The sequence below is a fragment of the Polyangium jinanense genome (assembly GCF_028435265.1).
Taxonomy (GTDB): domain Bacteria; phylum Myxococcota_A; class Polyangia; order Polyangiales; family Polyangiaceae; genus Polyangium; species Polyangium jinanense.
The window spans coordinates 46,979-63,618 of record NZ_JAGTJK010000043.1 but is presented as its reverse complement, the minus strand read 5'-3'; the positions used below and the strand labels follow the sequence as shown (position 1 = coordinate 63,618).

Annotated in this window: 13 protein-coding genes; 5 read left to right on the top strand and 8 right to left on the bottom strand. The window is 65.8% G+C overall.

Features of this window, described 5'->3' with window-relative positions:
* Positions 1-160: 160 nt before the first annotated feature.
* The 6 genes from KEG38_RS41990 to KEG38_RS41965 form a co-directional block, all read right to left on the bottom strand.
* Positions 161-1,186, bottom strand: coding sequence for a hypothetical protein (locus KEG38_RS41990; RefSeq protein WP_272426268.1), 1,026 nt, complete (start codon positions 1,184-1,186; stop codon positions 161-163).
* Between the two features lie 1,156 nt (positions 1,187-2,342).
* A complete protein-coding gene (locus KEG38_RS41985) occupies positions 2,343-3,344 on the bottom strand; it encodes a PEGA domain-containing protein (protein WP_272426267.1) in 1,002 nt (333 codons plus the stop codon).
* A 121-nt stretch (positions 3,345-3,465) separates the two neighbouring features.
* On the bottom strand, positions 3,466-5,394 hold the full coding sequence (locus tag KEG38_RS41980) for a serine/threonine-protein kinase (RefSeq protein WP_272426265.1): 1,929 nt from the start codon (positions 5,392-5,394) through the stop codon (positions 3,466-3,468).
* 179 nt (positions 5,395-5,573) lie between these two features.
* Positions 5,574-6,938 (bottom strand): serine/threonine-protein kinase, encoded by a 1,365-nt coding sequence (locus tag KEG38_RS41975; protein WP_272426263.1) that lies wholly within the window; start codon positions 6,936-6,938, stop codon positions 5,574-5,576.
* A 110-nt stretch (positions 6,939-7,048) separates the two neighbouring features.
* A complete protein-coding gene (locus tag KEG38_RS41970; RefSeq protein ID WP_272426262.1) occupies positions 7,049-7,414 on the bottom strand; it encodes a carboxypeptidase-like regulatory domain-containing protein in 366 nt (121 codons plus the stop codon).
* 52 nt (positions 7,415-7,466) lie between these two features.
* Positions 7,467-8,003 (bottom strand): hypothetical protein, encoded by a 537-nt coding sequence (locus KEG38_RS41965; RefSeq protein WP_272426261.1) that lies wholly within the window; start codon positions 8,001-8,003, stop codon positions 7,467-7,469.
* Between the two features lie 422 nt (positions 8,004-8,425).
* Here KEG38_RS41965 and KEG38_RS41960 point away from each other — a divergent pair, with 422 nt between their 5' ends.
* Positions 8,426-11,293 carry an MYXO-CTERM sorting domain-containing protein gene (locus KEG38_RS41960; RefSeq protein WP_272426260.1) on the top strand — a complete coding sequence of 956 codons (2,868 nt, stop codon included), beginning with the start codon at positions 8,426-8,428 and terminating at the stop codon, positions 11,291-11,293.
* A 62-nt stretch (positions 11,294-11,355) separates the two neighbouring features.
* Here KEG38_RS41960 and KEG38_RS41955 read toward each other — a convergent pair whose 3' ends face one another.
* A complete protein-coding gene (locus tag KEG38_RS41955; protein WP_272426257.1) occupies positions 11,356-12,366 on the bottom strand; it encodes a hypothetical protein in 1,011 nt (336 codons plus the stop codon).
* Between the two features lie 307 nt (positions 12,367-12,673).
* Between KEG38_RS41955 and KEG38_RS41950 the strand changes: the two genes are divergently transcribed.
* Positions 12,674-13,201 (top strand): hypothetical protein, encoded by a 528-nt coding sequence (locus KEG38_RS41950; protein WP_272426256.1) that lies wholly within the window; start codon positions 12,674-12,676, stop codon positions 13,199-13,201.
* Positions 13,202-13,230: 29 nt separating this feature from the next.
* On the opposite strand, the gene KEG38_RS41945 is transcribed toward KEG38_RS41950, so the two are convergent.
* Positions 13,231-13,866 (bottom strand): glutathione S-transferase family protein, encoded by a 636-nt coding sequence (locus KEG38_RS41945; protein WP_272426255.1) that lies wholly within the window; start codon positions 13,864-13,866, stop codon positions 13,231-13,233.
* A 66-nt stretch (positions 13,867-13,932) separates the two neighbouring features.
* Here KEG38_RS41945 and KEG38_RS41940 point away from each other — a divergent pair, with 66 nt between their 5' ends.
* The 3 genes from KEG38_RS41940 (at position 13,933) to KEG38_RS41930 (ending at position 16,618) form a co-directional block, all read left to right on the top strand.
* On the top strand, positions 13,933-14,259 hold the full coding sequence (locus tag KEG38_RS41940) for a hypothetical protein (RefSeq protein WP_272426254.1): 327 nt from the start codon (positions 13,933-13,935) through the stop codon (positions 14,257-14,259).
* A gap of 235 nt (positions 14,260-14,494) precedes the next feature.
* On the top strand, positions 14,495-14,980 hold the full coding sequence (locus KEG38_RS41935; RefSeq protein ID WP_272426253.1) for a sugar dehydrogenase complex small subunit: 486 nt from the start codon (positions 14,495-14,497) through the stop codon (positions 14,978-14,980).
* 30 nt (positions 14,981-15,010) lie between these two features.
* A complete protein-coding gene (locus tag KEG38_RS41930; RefSeq protein WP_272426252.1) occupies positions 15,011-16,618 on the top strand; it encodes a GMC family oxidoreductase in 1,608 nt (535 codons plus the stop codon).
* Positions 16,619-16,640 lie beyond the last annotated feature (22 nt).

Here is a 16,640-nt window from a genome sequence, read left to right as displayed (position 1 = left end):
CAGCTCGCACGTCCCTTCCTGTGCGATCAACGTGTCGATGTCCGCGCCACACCCTCCGGCCGGCGCCAAGAAGACCATCGTCCCAAGGACCAGAAGGGAAGCCGCGCCAAGGGTAAGTCGCTCCGAAGTCGCTCCGCGTCCGCTGCCTCTCATGGTCCCCTCAAAACGTTCCTGCGACGACGAGTCCTCCGAGGGACGGGACAATCCTCACGGCTCCCGCTCCCTGCTCACTGCTCTTCTCGTTCGGCTTCGTGAGCCAGAGCGCGACCGTGCCTGCTGCCGCGAGGCCACCGACGACATACCCGGCGATGGCGACGCCCGTGTAAGCATCGCGGTCGTCCACGAACCCGACCAGAGACGAACATCGAGGATCCGAGGGGCCCGTGCAGACGGACTGCCCCTGCATGGTGTTCTGCCTGAGCCGTTCCACCTCGGCTTCAACATCTGCGTTTTTCCCGGCCGCCGCTACCGAGAAGCCAATGCCGAGCCCGACCCCCACGGCGGAAAGCCCCATGCCGGCCCACAGGGTCATGTTTCGCCATCCTGGCCCTCCGGCCTTTGACGGCGCGTCCGACGGCGTCGACGCCCCGAGCTCGATCCGAAGCTCCAAGGGCGTACGTTCTCCTTCATTCAGCGTCACGGTTTGCTTCCAGGTCGGCGTCCCGGGCGCCTTGACGACGACCTCGTGCGACCCCGGGTTCACTCTCTGCCGGGCACCAAGCTCCGACCAGGGAATCGCTTTCCCATCGACCGCGGCCTCAACAGTGCGCAAGGGCAGCCCCGATACCTGGAGGACGAGCATGGGAATCCGCCCATCGAGCCTCTCGAGCGCCTCGCGTGCCTGTTGACGCGCGTCCGTGAATGCTTCCGGTTCGCCCGGCTTGACGGGCATTTGCGTGATCTCGATGATGACCGCGCGGGCCTCGACGAGCTGTCCGAGCTGCGCGTGTGCATCCGCGAGACCGATCCCCGTGGTGGGGACGTGCATGATGTCGTGTGCCTTCTGGAAGAACTGGAGCGCGCCCTTGGGGTCGCCCGCGCCGAGCTTCTTGCGGCCTTCGAGGAGAAGGGTGCGGGCGGCGAGGCGGTCGGCTTCGGTGGGGGCGGCGCGGGCGGGGAGGGTGGGGAGGAGGAGGCTCCCGGCGAGGAGGGATGCGAGAAGCGTGGTGTGATGGCGGGTAGGCACGGTCAGACCATCAGGGAGCGGAGCGGATCAGGGGGAGCAGAGGTTGTTCTCGCACTTGCTGGACGCGCATTCGGCAGCGTCTATGCAAACGGTACCGTTAGATTGTTTGCATTTTCCGTCTTGGCAGATCTTGCTCGCACAGTTGTTATCGACCGCGCACATTTCCCCGTTTGGAGATCCTCCGCCGCACGACTTGTTCGCCCCGCAGACGTCCGAGCTATCGCAGTCGCCCTTGTCACCTGCGGGAACATCGAAACAGATGCCCAACTTCCCAGGCAGGTTGCAAGCTCGGCAATCGCCGCCGCATGCCTCGTTGCAGCATTTGCCATCGGAGCAATAACCACTCTTGCATTGGTCGGGATCGCTGCAGTCTGCGCCATCGCATTGGAACGCGCAGTTGCCTCCGCAATCCACTCCCATCTCATTTCCGTCCTTCAAACCATTGTTGCAATTGAAGCACTTGTTGTCGAAGCAGCGCCAAGTTTCCCCCTGTTTGCAGTCCGCATTCTCGATACACTCGACGCACGCCCCCATGCCATCGCAGACCCCCGTCGCATCGCCTCCACAGGCCTCCCCAGGGCCTTGGGGCTCCACCACCGGTTGGCCCATGACGCACGTGCCTACAAAGCAGATAGGATCGTCTGGGCTTGGCGTGTCCGTTGCGTTTTCCTTTGTCGTTGCCGTCCCATCTGCATCGCAAACCACATCCTTGCAATCACCCATGATTTGCTGAGCGAGAACGGTGGCCTCACATCTGTCGTCGGCACCGCACGCATACTGGATACACTCCGTGTCCAGGGGACAATCCGACTCGGCGGCACAGATACAAGTGCCAGGCATGCCTTCGCAATCGAGCCTGCACCTCCCCGATGCGCACTTCCCTGCATTGGTCCCAAAATTGCAAAGTATCCCATCCGGCAGCGAAGGGAACCCCGCGGCACCACCGATACACGTATAGCCCGTGCAAGGATTGTTGTCATCCCGCGCCGGGTCACATCCGCCCGCCTGGTTCGCGTCCACCTCGACGGTCGCCGTGCATCCCGCCCCCTGCAACACCGCGGCCCCGAACCCCAGGACCAACCCCGCAAAGCTCAACGAAACGAGCGCCCGGCGATTCCGACGCAACATCCTGCACGACCTCCGTACCCTCGAACCGTCAAAAGCAACCCGACACCAGGAGCCCACCCAGCGTCGGCGTGACCGCGACGTTCTTGCACTTCGTCTCGTCTACCGTCGTCTTCTTCGGCTTCACGAGCGCAATCGCGACCGCGCCCGCTGTCGCGAGCCCACCCACGATGAACCCGGCTCGCGCCAGGTAGGCATACGTATTCTGCGTCTCCCCAAGCTCGACCATCTTCCGGCAGCGAGGATCCGTGACGCCGCCTGGACAGATCTTCTCCGTCGTCAAGGTCCTCTCCCGGAGGTACGCGATCTCGTCCTCGTACTCTCCGGACTTCATCGCTGCCGCCACGGAGAAACCAATCCCCACCCCGAGCCCGACCACCGCGAGGCCGACCGCTCCATAAAGCGACGGCTTTTTCCACGGCTGCTCCTCCTCGATGACCTTCTTCGGCCCCTCGACGCACGCCGGCACGAGCTTGAGGTCCACGTCGAGCTTCGCCCCGGCCGCGAGCGCAACCTTCTGGCTTACCGGCGTTTTTTCGGGCGACCTCGCCTCGATCGTGTAGCTACCAGGCTCCACGAAGATCGGCCTCTCCACCGGCGCCTGCCCGACGCTTCGTCCGTCTACGAGCACCTCCGCCCCCTTGACGTCCACCGTCACCCGCAGCGTCCCTATTTGCGCCGTCGCCTTGTCGAGCAACTGTTGCACCGGCTGGCGCGCCGCCGCGTTGCCACTCGTGTCGTTCCGCAGGAAGTACTCGAGGTGCTCCGCCGCGTCACGATAGCGACCCAGCTCGAGCTCCGCGTTCCCAAGGTTCACCGCGATTTTCGGCCTCGGATCCAGCTTGAACGCCTCTTCGAACGAGGCTCGCGCCTTCTCCCACTGGCCTTTTTCCGCTGCCTTGATCCCGACGTCGTAAAGTTGCTTGACTTGCGGGTTGACAGCGGGTTGCGCCGACGCGCCGCTCGGCACGGGAGCAGGGGTCGACCCCGTCGGGCCTTGCCCAGACGCGGGCACGGCTACCAGCAAAACCATCGTGGAGATCGTCGCCCTGAGCATGCTTCGCCGTGCGGTCTTCATGTGTCCTGCGACGGTATTGTTCCGCAGTTCGTGCGCACCAACAAGAGGCCTCGTTCTCCGCGCACGTTCTTCCCGCCTACTTGCACTTCCGAAACAGCCCTACGCCCGTGCAAACAGGCGTCTTCTGCGCCGGCTTGGCCACCTGCGTCGTCGGTTTCGTCGTCGGCGCCGTGTACGTAGACGTCGGCGCGTGTGGTGTTGCGGCTGTCGCCGCTGCCGGCGGCATGGGTGCCGATGCGGATGTAGCCGTCACTACCGGCGCCGCCGTCGCCGCCTCCGACGGCCCCGCTGTCGGCGCGCTCGAAGCCGTCGGCTGCGCCGTCACCTCCACCTTCACCGGCGGCCTCGGCAACTCCTGCACCGCCGGCACCGCCGCCGCGCTCCTCGCAGCCTCCGGCGTCTCCCCGGCTCCGTTCGACGACGCCCCGCCCGAATCGACGTTCCCCGCATTGACCAGCAACAACCCAACCACCCCGATCGCCGCCGCCACCCCGACCCCCATCACCCCGAACAGCACGCCCTTCCTTCGCTTCGGCCTCCCCGCCATCATCGCCGGCCCCATCATCGGCATCGGCGCCGCTGGATACCCTCCCGTGCCATGCGCGAGTGCCCCCGCCGCCGACGTCGTCCCCGAGGGATCCATCGTCGGCAGCCGCGGCATGTGCGCCTCGGTCACCATCTGCGTCTGCCCGTTCGACGCTTGCTCCGGCACCACGCCTTCCAGCGCCACATACGACTGCCGATGGGCCGCGAGTGCCTGCTGCATCTCCTCTTTCCACGCGGGCGCCGGAGACGCGACCGGCAGATTCGGCTGCAGGAGCTGCGTCCCTGTCGACGCATCCTCCCCACGCGCCGCCTGCGGCGCGCGGCGCCGCATGTCCATCAGCATCCGCCCCTGCAGCGGCAGCGTCGCTGCGAGGTCGCTCTCGTCGTCCTCCTCGGGCGTCGAGCCCATCCCCGCGCGCGGCATTGCGCCCGGCAGCGGCGCGGTCGCGTCCATCGGCGTGAACGTCGGCGTGCGCTGCGGCCCCGTTGCCTGCGGGATCGGCTGATCCACACCCGTGAACGTCGGCTTGCGTTGCGGCCCCGTTGCCTGCGGGATCGGCTGATCCACGCCCGTGAACGTCGCCTTGCGTGTCATCGGTCGCGGCATGCCCGCGAGCATCAACAACGCCCGCGACACCTCCTCCGTGCTCGCATACCGCTCGTCCCGCTTTCCCGCCGTGCAGCGCGCCACGATCGCATCGAGCTCCGGCGGCACGTCGCGCACCTTGCTCGAAGGCGGCGGCACCGGCGTGATCAAGATGTGCCGGATGACATCCTGCACCGAACCCACGAAGGGACGCCCTCCCGTGAGCATCTCGTACACCACGATCCCGAGCGACCAGATGTCCGTGCGGTGGTCGAGATCCTTTCGCATCCCCACCTGCTCGGGGCTCATGTACGCGGGCGACCCCACGGCCGTGCCCGTCTGCGTCGCGACGCTGTCGACCGAGTCGAGATTCTTGCACACGCCGAAGTCGAGGATCTTCGCGACGAACGTGTCCTCGGGCATGCCCTCCTCGCGGTGGAGGAAGATGTTCGCAGGCTTCAGATCACGATGGATGACCTGCGCGGCGTGCGCGACCGCGAGCCCACTCGCGACCTCTCCCGCGATGCGCGCCGCGATCGCCGGCTCGATGCGCCGCTTCTCCTTGAGCATCTCGCCGAGCGTCTGCCCGTGCAGGAGCTCCAGCACGAGGAACGGCTCTCCTTGCGGCGTCTCGCCCACGTCGAAGATCTGGACGATGTTGCGATGCCGCAGCTTCCCGCACGCCCGCGCCTCGCGCATCAGGCGCTGGCGCAGGTCGTTCGTCAGGTGCTCCTTTTGCTGCGGCAAGATCAGCTTGAGCGCGACCCTGCGGTTCGTCGCGTGGTCGAACGCCGCCCACACGGCGCCCATCGCGCCCTTGCCGATCTCCTGTTCGAGCCGGTACTTGCCGCCGAGGAGGTCGCCCGATTTCATGGTCTTGCAATCATTCCATGAAAGCGAGCGCTGTCACAAGAATTTTGTTTGCCGCCCTGCTCCGCTCACGAACCTATGGATTTCCTCTGAGGTTCCCAAGACGATGCCACATTGGTCTGGGCGCGCGTTCAGCAACAGCACATGTTCGGGGCGGGGAGCCGCGCGGCGCTGCGCGTGATCTATCGCGCCAAACCGAGGATGATGGCCACACCGACGCCGAAGGCCACGAGGGCGCTCACGGCGAGGCCCAGGATGGGCGAGGGCCGCCGCTTTTTTGACGCCGGAGCGATGCTCGACCTTGCGACAGACCTCTCCACGTTCTGCACGGATGGCGGCGGCGGGGGGCTCGGTGGAGGGGCGGAGCGTTGTGCTTGCGCGAGCACCGCACGCGCGTCGATCATCAGCGCGGTTCCGCGGGGACCCGTGGCAGGTTTCGCGGGCCCAGGCCCGAGAATCGCCGTCCCTGCTTTCCCAGCCGGCTGCGCCTGTGCCGACGAGCGCGACAAAGGCATCGTCGTATCCACCGCCGGCGCCGCCGTCCAAGGCTGCATCGGGAGAATGGGCGCCGGGGCGACCGGCGCCGGGACATTGTCCGGCAATGGCATCGTCGTTTCGAGGTTTGCCGGCACCTCCGGGATCACCGCGGCGGGCGCGGGAAGCGCCATGGCGCGCTCCGCGAGACCGACGTGAATCCGCGACGCATCGTTGGGGCCCACGTAGGCCTGGAGCAGGCGCTCGACCACCGCAGCGGATGCAATACGTTTGGCACGGTCACGCTCGAGGCACATCGCCACGACGTCGTCGAACGCCGGCTCCACGTGGCGCAGGATCTCCGACACGCGAGGGATCTTGCCGGTCGCGATACGAATGACGAGCTCCTGCCCCCCTCCTGGAAAGGGCCGCGTGCCCGTGAGCACCTCGAAAAGCACGACGCCGAGCGACCAGACGTCCGTGCGGGCGTCGAGATCCCGCGCGGCCATGATGGCCTCCGGGCTCATGTACGCCGGAGACCCGACCGCGCCGCCGACGGCCGTCACGAGGGATTCGTTCACCGCCGCGAGGTTTTTTGCGACCCCGAAATCGAGGACCTTCACGACGAGCCCTTCGACCCCGGCCTCTTGATGGAGAAACACATTGGCGGGTTTGAGGTCCCGGTGAATGACGTTCACGGCGTGCGCAGCCGTGAGCGCGCGGGCAATGTCGCGCCCGATCTGGGCGGCGAGAGGCTGCGGAAGTCGACGTTTCCGAAGAAGCAGCTCGGCGAGCGTTTCGCCGGAGAGGAGCTGCATCACGAGGTAGGGCTCCCCCTCGTGCGTCTCCCCGATGTCATAGATCTCGATGACGTTTCGGTGCGCAATGGATCCGCAAATGCGGGCCTCACGGAGCAGGCGGTGACGGAGGTCCTCCGAGGGCTTGGTGAGCAGCTTGATGGCCACGCGCCGCTGGGTCGTCTCGTGTATGGCTTCCCAGACGACACCCATGGCACCTGCGCCAAGCTGGCGCAGAAGGCGGTATTTGCTCCCGAGTCGATCCCCGGACTTCATCCGGCGCGTCCTAACACCGGGGGCTCTTCCTCGACAAGTTCTGTGCAGATGCCAACAAGCGCGCCGAGGTCGGCTGCCAAGCAGCGAGGGCGAGCGGCGTTATCGTTGCCTCAAGGCGCCACCTGAATATCCTGGATATGCACGTCCTTGACCCCGCTCTCGTCCACCGTCACCGTGGTACTGTGAAGTTGGGTGGCACCGCGATAGACCTCGAGCGTGTAGGTTCCTGGCGGAACATCCTGGAACCGGTATGTCCCGTCATTGGCTGTGCTCGTTACCTTGACCCACGCCGGCTTGGGCTGCGATGGTATGAGCTTGACGTTCAGCTCCGCGATACCTTGACCTTTGTCTTGGCTCGCGATCCGGCCACGCAACGTGAGATCCGCGGCAGCCGCGCTCGACGATACCAGGAGCACGATGATCGCGGCGGCGAACCGTCTGCGAGTTCCAATCATGACTCTGCCCTTCTGATTCATGTGCAATGGTCCGGGCAATCACGAAGAGGTCGCTCGAGCAGCATTCGGTCGGTCAATTTATTGGCTTTTCAGGGGAGTCGATCAATACCTTCGGGAGCTCGTACTCGCCATTTTTAAAATTCTTGGGATCGATGAACTCGGTGTTCACCAGGGTTGCGTCCTTGATGAACAGCACCTTGTACTCTCCTCTGTCTCTGTCCACACTCGGTACGACGAGTCTGAACTTACTTCCCCCCCGAATCGTTTCGGTATTGACCACGGCGTAGACGTCGATGGCCGCATTGTCATATTGTACCGCACCCAGGATTCGCAAAGGTTTCGAGAGCTCTGCGTGCCGCCATATGGGGTAGATGAGCGGAACGAAGCCGAGCGCGAACAGCGTCAGCGCCGGGATGTTGGTCTTGAAGGTTCCTAGCGGGGTCTGCACTTCGGCGACTTGCTTCGTCTCTCGATCGATATAAATTTTCTGCTTGTAAAGCATCACGATGCCACCGATCACCATGATGGCGCCGGAGAAGCTCGACAGGTAAAACAGCGGCACGATTGCAGGGTCCATCGCTTCTCTCCAGGCCGAGGGGCTGGTCGTCACGGTCGACTCGGCGCTGCAACGCTTTCGTGCAGCTTTCGTTCCAGTGGGAGCTAGGACGATGGTTGCGCTCGGCAGTGGGGCTACGTTCCGAGAACGAACCTTGCCGCTTACGGGGGCACCCGCAGGGACGCATGCACGGGCGGAGACGGTAGCTCCCGCTTCCTCGTCGGTGAGCGGCGTAACCACGCAACACCTTGCGCACCTCGGCATCGCTCGCGTGCTCGTCGACGTACACGCACCCATCGCTGCCGAGCGCGAGCGTTTGGTGGCGCGCCCACCGGAGCAAGCTGCGGGTCCCGCGCTGCGCGCCTTCCTCGGGGCTTTCGTTGTCGCTGCCATCCATGTAGCTTCCCAGCAAACCAGCCGGGGGGACGCTGCTGCACGAGGATGGAATGCGAAAACGAATGACGAATGCACGTTGGATGAGGCCCTGGTCCGGGATCGCGCTTTGCGCCCTCGCCACGGCCTGCGATGAAGGCGGCCCGCTCCCGCAGGCGAACGAGGTTTCGGGCGGGGGCGTCGAAACAGAGGCCGCGCCGCTCCGCGCGAAGCTCGAGGCGCGGTTTCCCGAGCAGGCCCGGGAGGTGCTCTCGGCCGACCCGTTCGATGCCGGCGAGGACGGTTATCACCGGTCGCCGCCGCGGTCTCTCGGGACATGGGACGATTTGCGGGTCACGCTGCCGCGCGAAGGCGAAGGCGTGGTGCACTTTCGCACGCAGGACGGCTTCGAGATCGCGGTGCGCGAGGAAGGGCTCACGGGCGATGCATTCGGTGTCGACGCGGCCGTAGCATATCCGCGTCATGGCGGCACGTCGTTATGGGTGCGAAGCGCGGGCGGCGTGGAGGAGTGGCTCGCGCTCGAAGCTGACCACGCGCAGGAGGGCGCGCCGCTCGCGGTCTGGCGCGTGGACGGGGCGACGGCGCGGCAGGACGCGTCGGGAATTCATTTTTTCGATGAGCGGGGCCGCGCGCGTGTACACGTCACGGCGCCGCGCGCTTTCGCGGAGGGCGGAGCGCCGGTTTCCGTGCGCCTCTCGCTCGACGGCGCGACGATCGCGCTCCACCTGGAAGGCAAAGCCCCGCCGGGCGCTGCGCTCTTCGTGGATCCGGCGTGGACCACCGTCGCGCCGATGAACACCCCGCGCGACAGCCACGCGGCCACCTTGCTCACGAATGGCAAGGTCCTCGTCACCGGCGGGTATACGACCGGCAACCTGCCCACCAAGTTCGCGGAGCTTTACGACCCTGCGACGAACCTCTGGAGCTTCACGGGCTCCATGATTGCCGCGCGCCTCGCCCACACGTCGACGAGGCTCGCCGATGGCCGGGTGCTCATCGCCGGCGGTCTCTGGGAGGTCAGCTCCGCGGGCGGCGAAGTCTACAATCCCGCGACGGGCACGTTTTCCGCGACACCGCCGATGAAAATGGACCGAGCGACCCACCGCGCGGCGCTTCTCGGCGATGGTCGCGTGCTCGCCGTCGGCGGCTATTACTCCATGAACGAGAAGGCCACCGAGATCTACGACCCGGTCGCGAATACCTGGACGACGGGCCCCTCGATGGTCGACTCGCGCGCGTCGTTTGCGCTCGTCACGCTGGCGAACGGCAAGGTCCTCGCCATCGGCGGCTCGGGCACGGGCTCGCAGAACGCGGAGCTCTACGATCCCGCGACGAATGCCTGGAGCTCCGCGGGCATGCTCAACGTGCCGCATTCTTTCAATAGTGCTGCGCGCCTCAATAACGGCAATGCAATCACCTGCGGCAACACCGACTATACCGCGTTTTGCGAGCTGTACAATCCGGCCACCAATTCGTGGACGCTCACGGGCTCCATGGCCGTCGGCCGCGCCGCGGCGACCATGGTGCTCCTGCCGAACAGCAAAGTCCTCGTCGCGGGCGGCGGCCTCGGAGCCGCAGGCCCGGCCAGCGCCGAGCTTTACGATCCGAACTCCGGCGCGTGGAGCACGACCGCCTCGATGAGCGTCGGGCGGAGCTACCACACGGCGACCTTGCTGCAAAGCGGAGGCGTGCTCGTGGCCGGCGGGGATCCACCCAACACGAGCTACACCACGAGCGCTGAAATCTACACCCTGGCGAACCCCGTCCCGTGCGCTGCCGGGGGGAATTGCCCGAACGGGCTCTGCGTCGACGGCTATTGTTGTGATACGTCCTGCGGCGGCGGCGTCGCCGGCGATTGCCAGGCATGCAACGTCCCGGGCGCGGAGGGCATTTGCTCCCCGGTCGCGGCGGGCACGACGTGCCGAGCGGCCGCGTCGGCCTGTGATGCCCCCGAGACCTGCAATGGCAGCGCCACCACGTGCCCGCCGGATGCGGCCCAGCCAAACGGGGCCGCCTGCAATGATGGGAATCCCTGCACGCAGACCGATACGTGCCAGGCCGGCACGTGCACGGGCGCAAATCCGGTGGTTTGCACCGCGCTCGACACCTGCCACCAGCCCGGCACGTGCAACCCTGCCACCGGCGTGTGCAATAACCCCGCCAAACCCGACGGCAGCACGTGCGACGACGGCAATGCGTGCTCGCAGACCGACACGTGCCAAGCCGGCGCCTGCGTCGGCGCCAACGCCGTGATTTGCCAGGCGGCGTCCCCGTGCCATTTGGCAGGCACGTGCAACCCGACCACGGGCGTGTGCTCGAATCCGACGAAGCCGGACGGCAGCACCTGCAACGATGGCAATGCCTGCACGCAGACGGATGCGTGCGCGAGCGGGGTCTGCACGGGAATGTCGCCCGTTTCGTGCGAGCCGCTCGACGAATGCCATCTTCCGGGCTCGTGTGCTCCCGCGAGCGGCATGTGCTCGAATCCTGCCAAGCCGGACGGCACGCCCTGCACGGGCGGGATGTGCGTTGCCGGCGTCTGCATGAATGACCCGACGGGTGCAGGCGGCGCAGGTGGCGCGGGCGGCGCGGGTGGCGCGGGCGGAGCCGGTGGCAATGGAGGAACCGGCGGCTCCGGTGGCTCCGGTGGCAATGGAGGAACCGGTGGCGCGGGCGGAGCCGGTGGCAATGGAGGAACCGGCGGCTCCGGTGGCTCCGGTGGCAATGGAGGAACCGGCGGCGGCGCAGGAGGAGCGGCTGGCTCTGGCGGTACCGACGTTACGTCGTCCTCGAGCAGCACGGCCTCGTCGGGCGGCGGCGGCGATTCGATTGGGGAGGAGGGCGCCTGCGGATGCCGTCAAGCCGGCGATGGCCCCCGCACGGCATGGCCGCTCGCCGGATTGCTGCTGCTCCTACGACCGCTGCGACGCCGTCGCATGAGCCGAGGCTAGCCAAGGAGCCGCCTGCGCGGTTCGGCATCCCCATCCCAAACGATTTCTCCTCCCCGAGGCGATCAGCGCGTCTTGGATGTCGTCGTCGCCTTCTTCGCGGGGGCCTTCTTCGCGGGGGCCTTCTTTGCCGGCGCCTTCTTTGCCGCGGTCTTCTTTGCCGCGGCCTTCCTGGTTGCCAGGAGCGCGCGGAAGCCGTCGGCCAGCAATTTGTGTCGAGGCAGAAGGGACTTGCGCCAATCGAGCTGCGTCGTTGCGGCGGTGCCCGCCTCGAGCGACGCGACTTCACGATCGACTTGCTCGATGGCTTGCGTCAACAGCTCGCTCGGCAGGCCGCGAAGGCTCTCGTTCAGGCCCATGTTCCCCGTGATCGCGTCCCAGAATTGCGTCAGGGCTTCGTCGGCGACGCTTGCACGCCGGTCGGCCCACGCCTCGAGCAGGAGCGAGAACCGCGCCGCTTCTCCGGCCGCGTCGGCGCCGTAGTAGCGTTCGGCCTTGCCCGCGCGGAAGGCCTCGTACGCCGCGATGGCTTCTTCCGGCACGGCCACCGCGGGGTTGAACGTCCACGCCGGCGGGTACGGTCGACGGAGCGACAGGTGCTTCACGGCAGCGACCGCGAGCCGCTCGTCATCCCCTCGAAGATGCGCGGCGATGACGTCGAGCCAGTGCTCCTTCGCCTCGAGCACCTTCGCGAACACCTCGGTTTCGGCCTTGGCGTGGTGAAGGGGGCCGAAGGGCTCGGGCTCCTCCCGAACCTGCTTCGGTTTCGACTTCGTCTGTACCGTGTACGCATCCCAGAGTGTCCCGGGCTGGGCGTTTTGGAGAAACGCCGCGAGGCGGTCGCGCTGCTTGTCGACCGAGCCGGCGTCGTACATCGTGAGCCCGTTCGCGGAACAGCACTTGGGATCGAGCATCGGGAGGTGTTCAGCGGCGAAAGGGCTCTCGACGACCCGAACGAGGCCGAGGCCTTGCCGGCAGAACGCACAGACCGGATCGCGCACGCTCGAGTCCGGCGCGGCACGAGCGCCATTGTGTTCGTGGTCGACGGCGACGAGCGAAGGCAGAATCTTGGGCATGCTCCCCTATACGGCACAACCAGGAATTTTGTAACTACGTGAACGTCGGGCTACGACCGAACGAGATGCGGGGGCTACGGCGGTGGGCAGGGGGCCGCATCCATGAGGAGCACAGGCGCAGAACGTTCGATGGTCATGGATGGGGTTCGCGTTGGGCCGGGAAAAAGCTCTCGAAGGGCTCTCTTGTAGACGACGATCACAGTGGACGCCGACATGTCCACCGCTGTACACGAATGTCGCTAGAATTATGTACAACGCCGAATAGGACGTCAGCCCATCGCCAACAGGACAGGGAAAGCTATTTAAAATGACAGAGTTTCGGGACTGCCGATCCATCCCGCACGACCTGGACCTTTCCGACGCCGTCGCGGAGCGCCTTGTCGCACATGTCGCGTGCTCCTTGCTCCCAGGGCTGGAGCGCACTGTCGGCGCCATCGATTGGCGCCATGGGAGTGAGCATGGCACCGACTGGACGGCGGAGGGCTTTCTACCAGACGAAACGTTGATTGTATTGTGCCTCCAGACGCACACGCGTGAAGTCCGCTTGTACCTTGATACAGCCTTCAAACCGGTGCCTGAACCTCCTTGGTGGGCGGATTGGCTCGTTGTCGGCATTCTGGCAGGCGCAGTTGGTGTCGGCGTACTGCTCGAAAGCGTGGGCTGGGGTGTCGCCTCCGCTGTGCTTGGGTTCGGGGCGTGGGTAGGCCGCGACGTCCTCCTCCAGATTCGGGCAGAGCGTACTGCGCGCCCCCGTTCTATCGATGAGGAATCCTGGCGCCAGCGTTTCAATGCAGCCATCGACCAGGCGTGCGACATGATTCGCGCCAGTGGCTGACGCGGTTTCCGCGCAAGTGAGGCGGCGCTTCACTCTGCGAAGCGGCGCTCCCACAGCGGCTGCAGCCGCGGATCGTTGTCGACCCGCGCCATCACGTGCGTCATCTTCGGCGCCTCCTGCTCGAACCGCGGCCGCCAGGGACCAAAGCGCGACACGACGTTCACGTACAAGTCCAGCACCGTCAGCGTGTCGCCGAGCAGGTAGCGGTCGGGTGTCAGTTGCGAATCCATGTGCTGCCAGCAGAACGCAATGCGCTCGTGCACCGCATGCACCACCGCGTCGCGCTGCGCAGGCTCGGCGCCGATGCGCGTGACGTCCGGCTTGATCCAGTGCAGCGAGTAAATGGCGGACGACACGAAGACCATCCAGCGCAGGAACTGTCGGCGCGACGGATCGTCGACCGCCGGCGCGAGGCGCGACCCCGGATGCCGGTCCGAAAGGTCGATCAAAATCGCCGCGCTTTCGGTCATCACCTCGCCGTTCGGGAACACCAGCGTGGGCAACTGGCGCATCGCGTTGACTGGCGCGACGCGCTCGCGCGCCTCCGGTTCCACCCAGGTGGCGCCTTCGATCAGACGGTACGGCAGACCGAGCAAAATGAGCGCAGCCTCGACCGCGACCGCGCCGGACCCGGGGGCGCCGTAAAGCGTGAGCATGTTCGTCATGAAGTCGATACCTCTACTCTCTTGTTGTGGTCATGGTAGTGTAGTAAAGCGCAGGATCGCAAGACAATGACGAAACAAGAGGCACTGATAATCGCAACGGCCTTTCGGGATCGCCAGGGATACAAAACAACGATCGATGCCGGAACGCCTGCCAGGCTGTACGATTCATTTGAATGCGTAACCGGCCCCGCTTGGGTGATCGAGGCTCCGCTTCCGCCCTCAACGCTCGAGGGAACCAATACGATCACCTATGTCGTCTCGGTTGCTGAGAAAGCCGTAAAATGCATCATCAATTCCTCCGGATTCATCAAGCGTCTGGACGAGCTGGATACGAGTTTTTCGGATGACGAGCTCGACGAGCTCAGGGACATGGGGTTTGAGGTGCTCGACTGAGCCCCTCGCCGCGAACACTGCTCGGCGCGCATCGCGCAGCCCGACGACGTGGGCGAGGTGATCGCTGCGCTGCTCTCCGACAAAAGGGGAGCGGGCGGACTCGTCTTCAGCCTCTGGGGGACGAAGTGAGAACCCTTGCTGCTGATTCATGTTGTGGGGCTCGCAATGTTTCATGTAGCCTCGCTTCATGCGAATTTCCTCCCAGGTACCTGTAGACCAAGGAATTTCTCTTCGCGTGGACCGACGGGGTTTTCTCGGAGGGCTCTCGGCGCTCTTCGCGGCGTCTCTCTTGCCGGCCTGTGGCTCGGACGAGCCCGTCGTTGACGGACCCCTCGCTCGGTTCCTCGCGCTCTCGGCGTTGCTCACCGGCTTCGAGAACCTCCCGCGCGCGCATGGGCAGATCTACCTGGATGCGCTGCGCGCCTCGCCGGAGCAATCGGTGGCGCTCGACGAGCTTTATGCCGAGGCGGGTTATGGCGGCGAATCGAGCCCGGGCTCCCTCGCGGACCTCGAGGCGAAAGGCACCTTCACCGATGCACGCCTGCGCGCCGTCGCCGACACCATCATCCTCAACTGGTACACGGGCGTCTACGAGGGCGCTTCGGGCCCCGAGGTCGCCACGTACACCGACGCGCTGACATGGCGCGCGCTGGACTACACGAACCCCCCGAGCGAATGCGGCGGCCTCACAGGCTTCTGGGCGGAACCCCCCGCGGGCTGACCTCACGCCACGATTGGAAAGGACCACGTCATGGGAGATCAACTGACAGCGGACGTCGTCATCGTCGGCGCAGGTATTTCAGGGACCATCCTGGCCCATCGGCTCGCCAAGGGCGGGGCCAAAGTCCTCATCCTCGAATCGGGGCCCCGCGTCGATCGGCAGAAAGCAATCGATACCTACCGCAGCGCGCTCATCAAGGTCCCCGAATCGCCCTTCCCGCGCTCCACCGCGGCGCCGGGGCCGGCCGTCATCGACCTCGAGGGCTATTACGTCCAGGAGGGCCCAGATCTCTTCAAGAGCTCGTACTTGCGTCTCGTCGGCGGCACCACCTGGCACTGGCTGGGGACCACGATCCGGCTCGTGCCGGACGATTTCCAGATGAAGACGCTTTTCGGCGTGGGTGTGGATTGGCCCATCACCTACGACGACCTCGAGCCCTATTATGCCGAGGCTGAGATCGAGCTCGGGGTCGCGGGGGAAGGGGACCTCGGCTCGCCTCGGACGACGCCTTATCCGATGAAGCCCATTCCGCTGACCTACTCGGACAAACGCATCGCGGACGCCATCGGCGGGCTCGGGTATACCGTCACGACGACCGCGCAGGCGCGCAACACGGATACCTACGACGAGCGTCCCCCGTGTTGCGGCGCCCGGACGTGTATCCCTGTCTGCCCTGTCGTCGCGCGATACGACGCCTCGGTGCACGTCAAGAAAGCCGAGGACGCGGGCGTTCAGATCGTCGATGAGGCCATCGCGCATTTCATCGACATCGGCGCTGACGGCCGCGTGAGCCGTATTCGCTTCAAGCGGCCCGACGGCAGCGAGCACGAGGCGTCTGGCAAGGTGTACGTCCTCGCCGCGCACGCCATGGAGACGCCCAAGCTCCTGCTCATGTCGAAGACCGGCGCGCTGCCGAACGGCGTTTCGAACCTGAGCGATCAGGTGGGCCGAAACCTGATGGATCACCCGATTCAACTGAGCTGGGCGCTCGCGGAGGACTCGCTCGCCCAGAGCCGCGGACCGCTCTCGACCGGGGGGATCGACGGGACGCGGGGCGGGGCCTTCCGCAATGCAACGGCCGCGTTCCGCGTCGAATTCGGCAATGACGGCTGGACGTGGCCGACGGGCGGGCCGATGAGTACCGTGGGCGAGCTCGTGAAGCTCGGCCTGCGAGGTCAAGCGCTCGCGAAGGAGCTTTCCCGGCAAAGCGCGCGCCAGCTACGCTTGTCGAGCCTCATGGAGCAGCTCCCGGATCCGGAGAACCGCATCGTCCCCGCGATGGACCAGCTCGACGCGCTCGGCATCCCGCGCCCGCGCATTTCCTACCGCGTCGATACCTACACGCGGGACGGCATGAGCAAGGCGATAGGGGTTCACGATCAGATCTTCGATGCCCTCGGCGCAACGGTTCGAGAGCACGATCCGGAGCCACAAGGCGCGGGGCATGTGATGGGCACCTATCGCATGGGCGCCGATCCTGCGACGTCCGTCGTCGACGCCCAGTGCCGCTCGCACGAGCATGACAACCTGTTCATGCTCGGCAGCGGCACCTTCCCGACGGCCGGCACGGCGAATCCCACCTTGACGATCGTCGCGCTCACCCTCCGCGCGGTCGCGGCGATCCAGGCGCAGCTCTGACATTCATCGCGAGAAACGATCC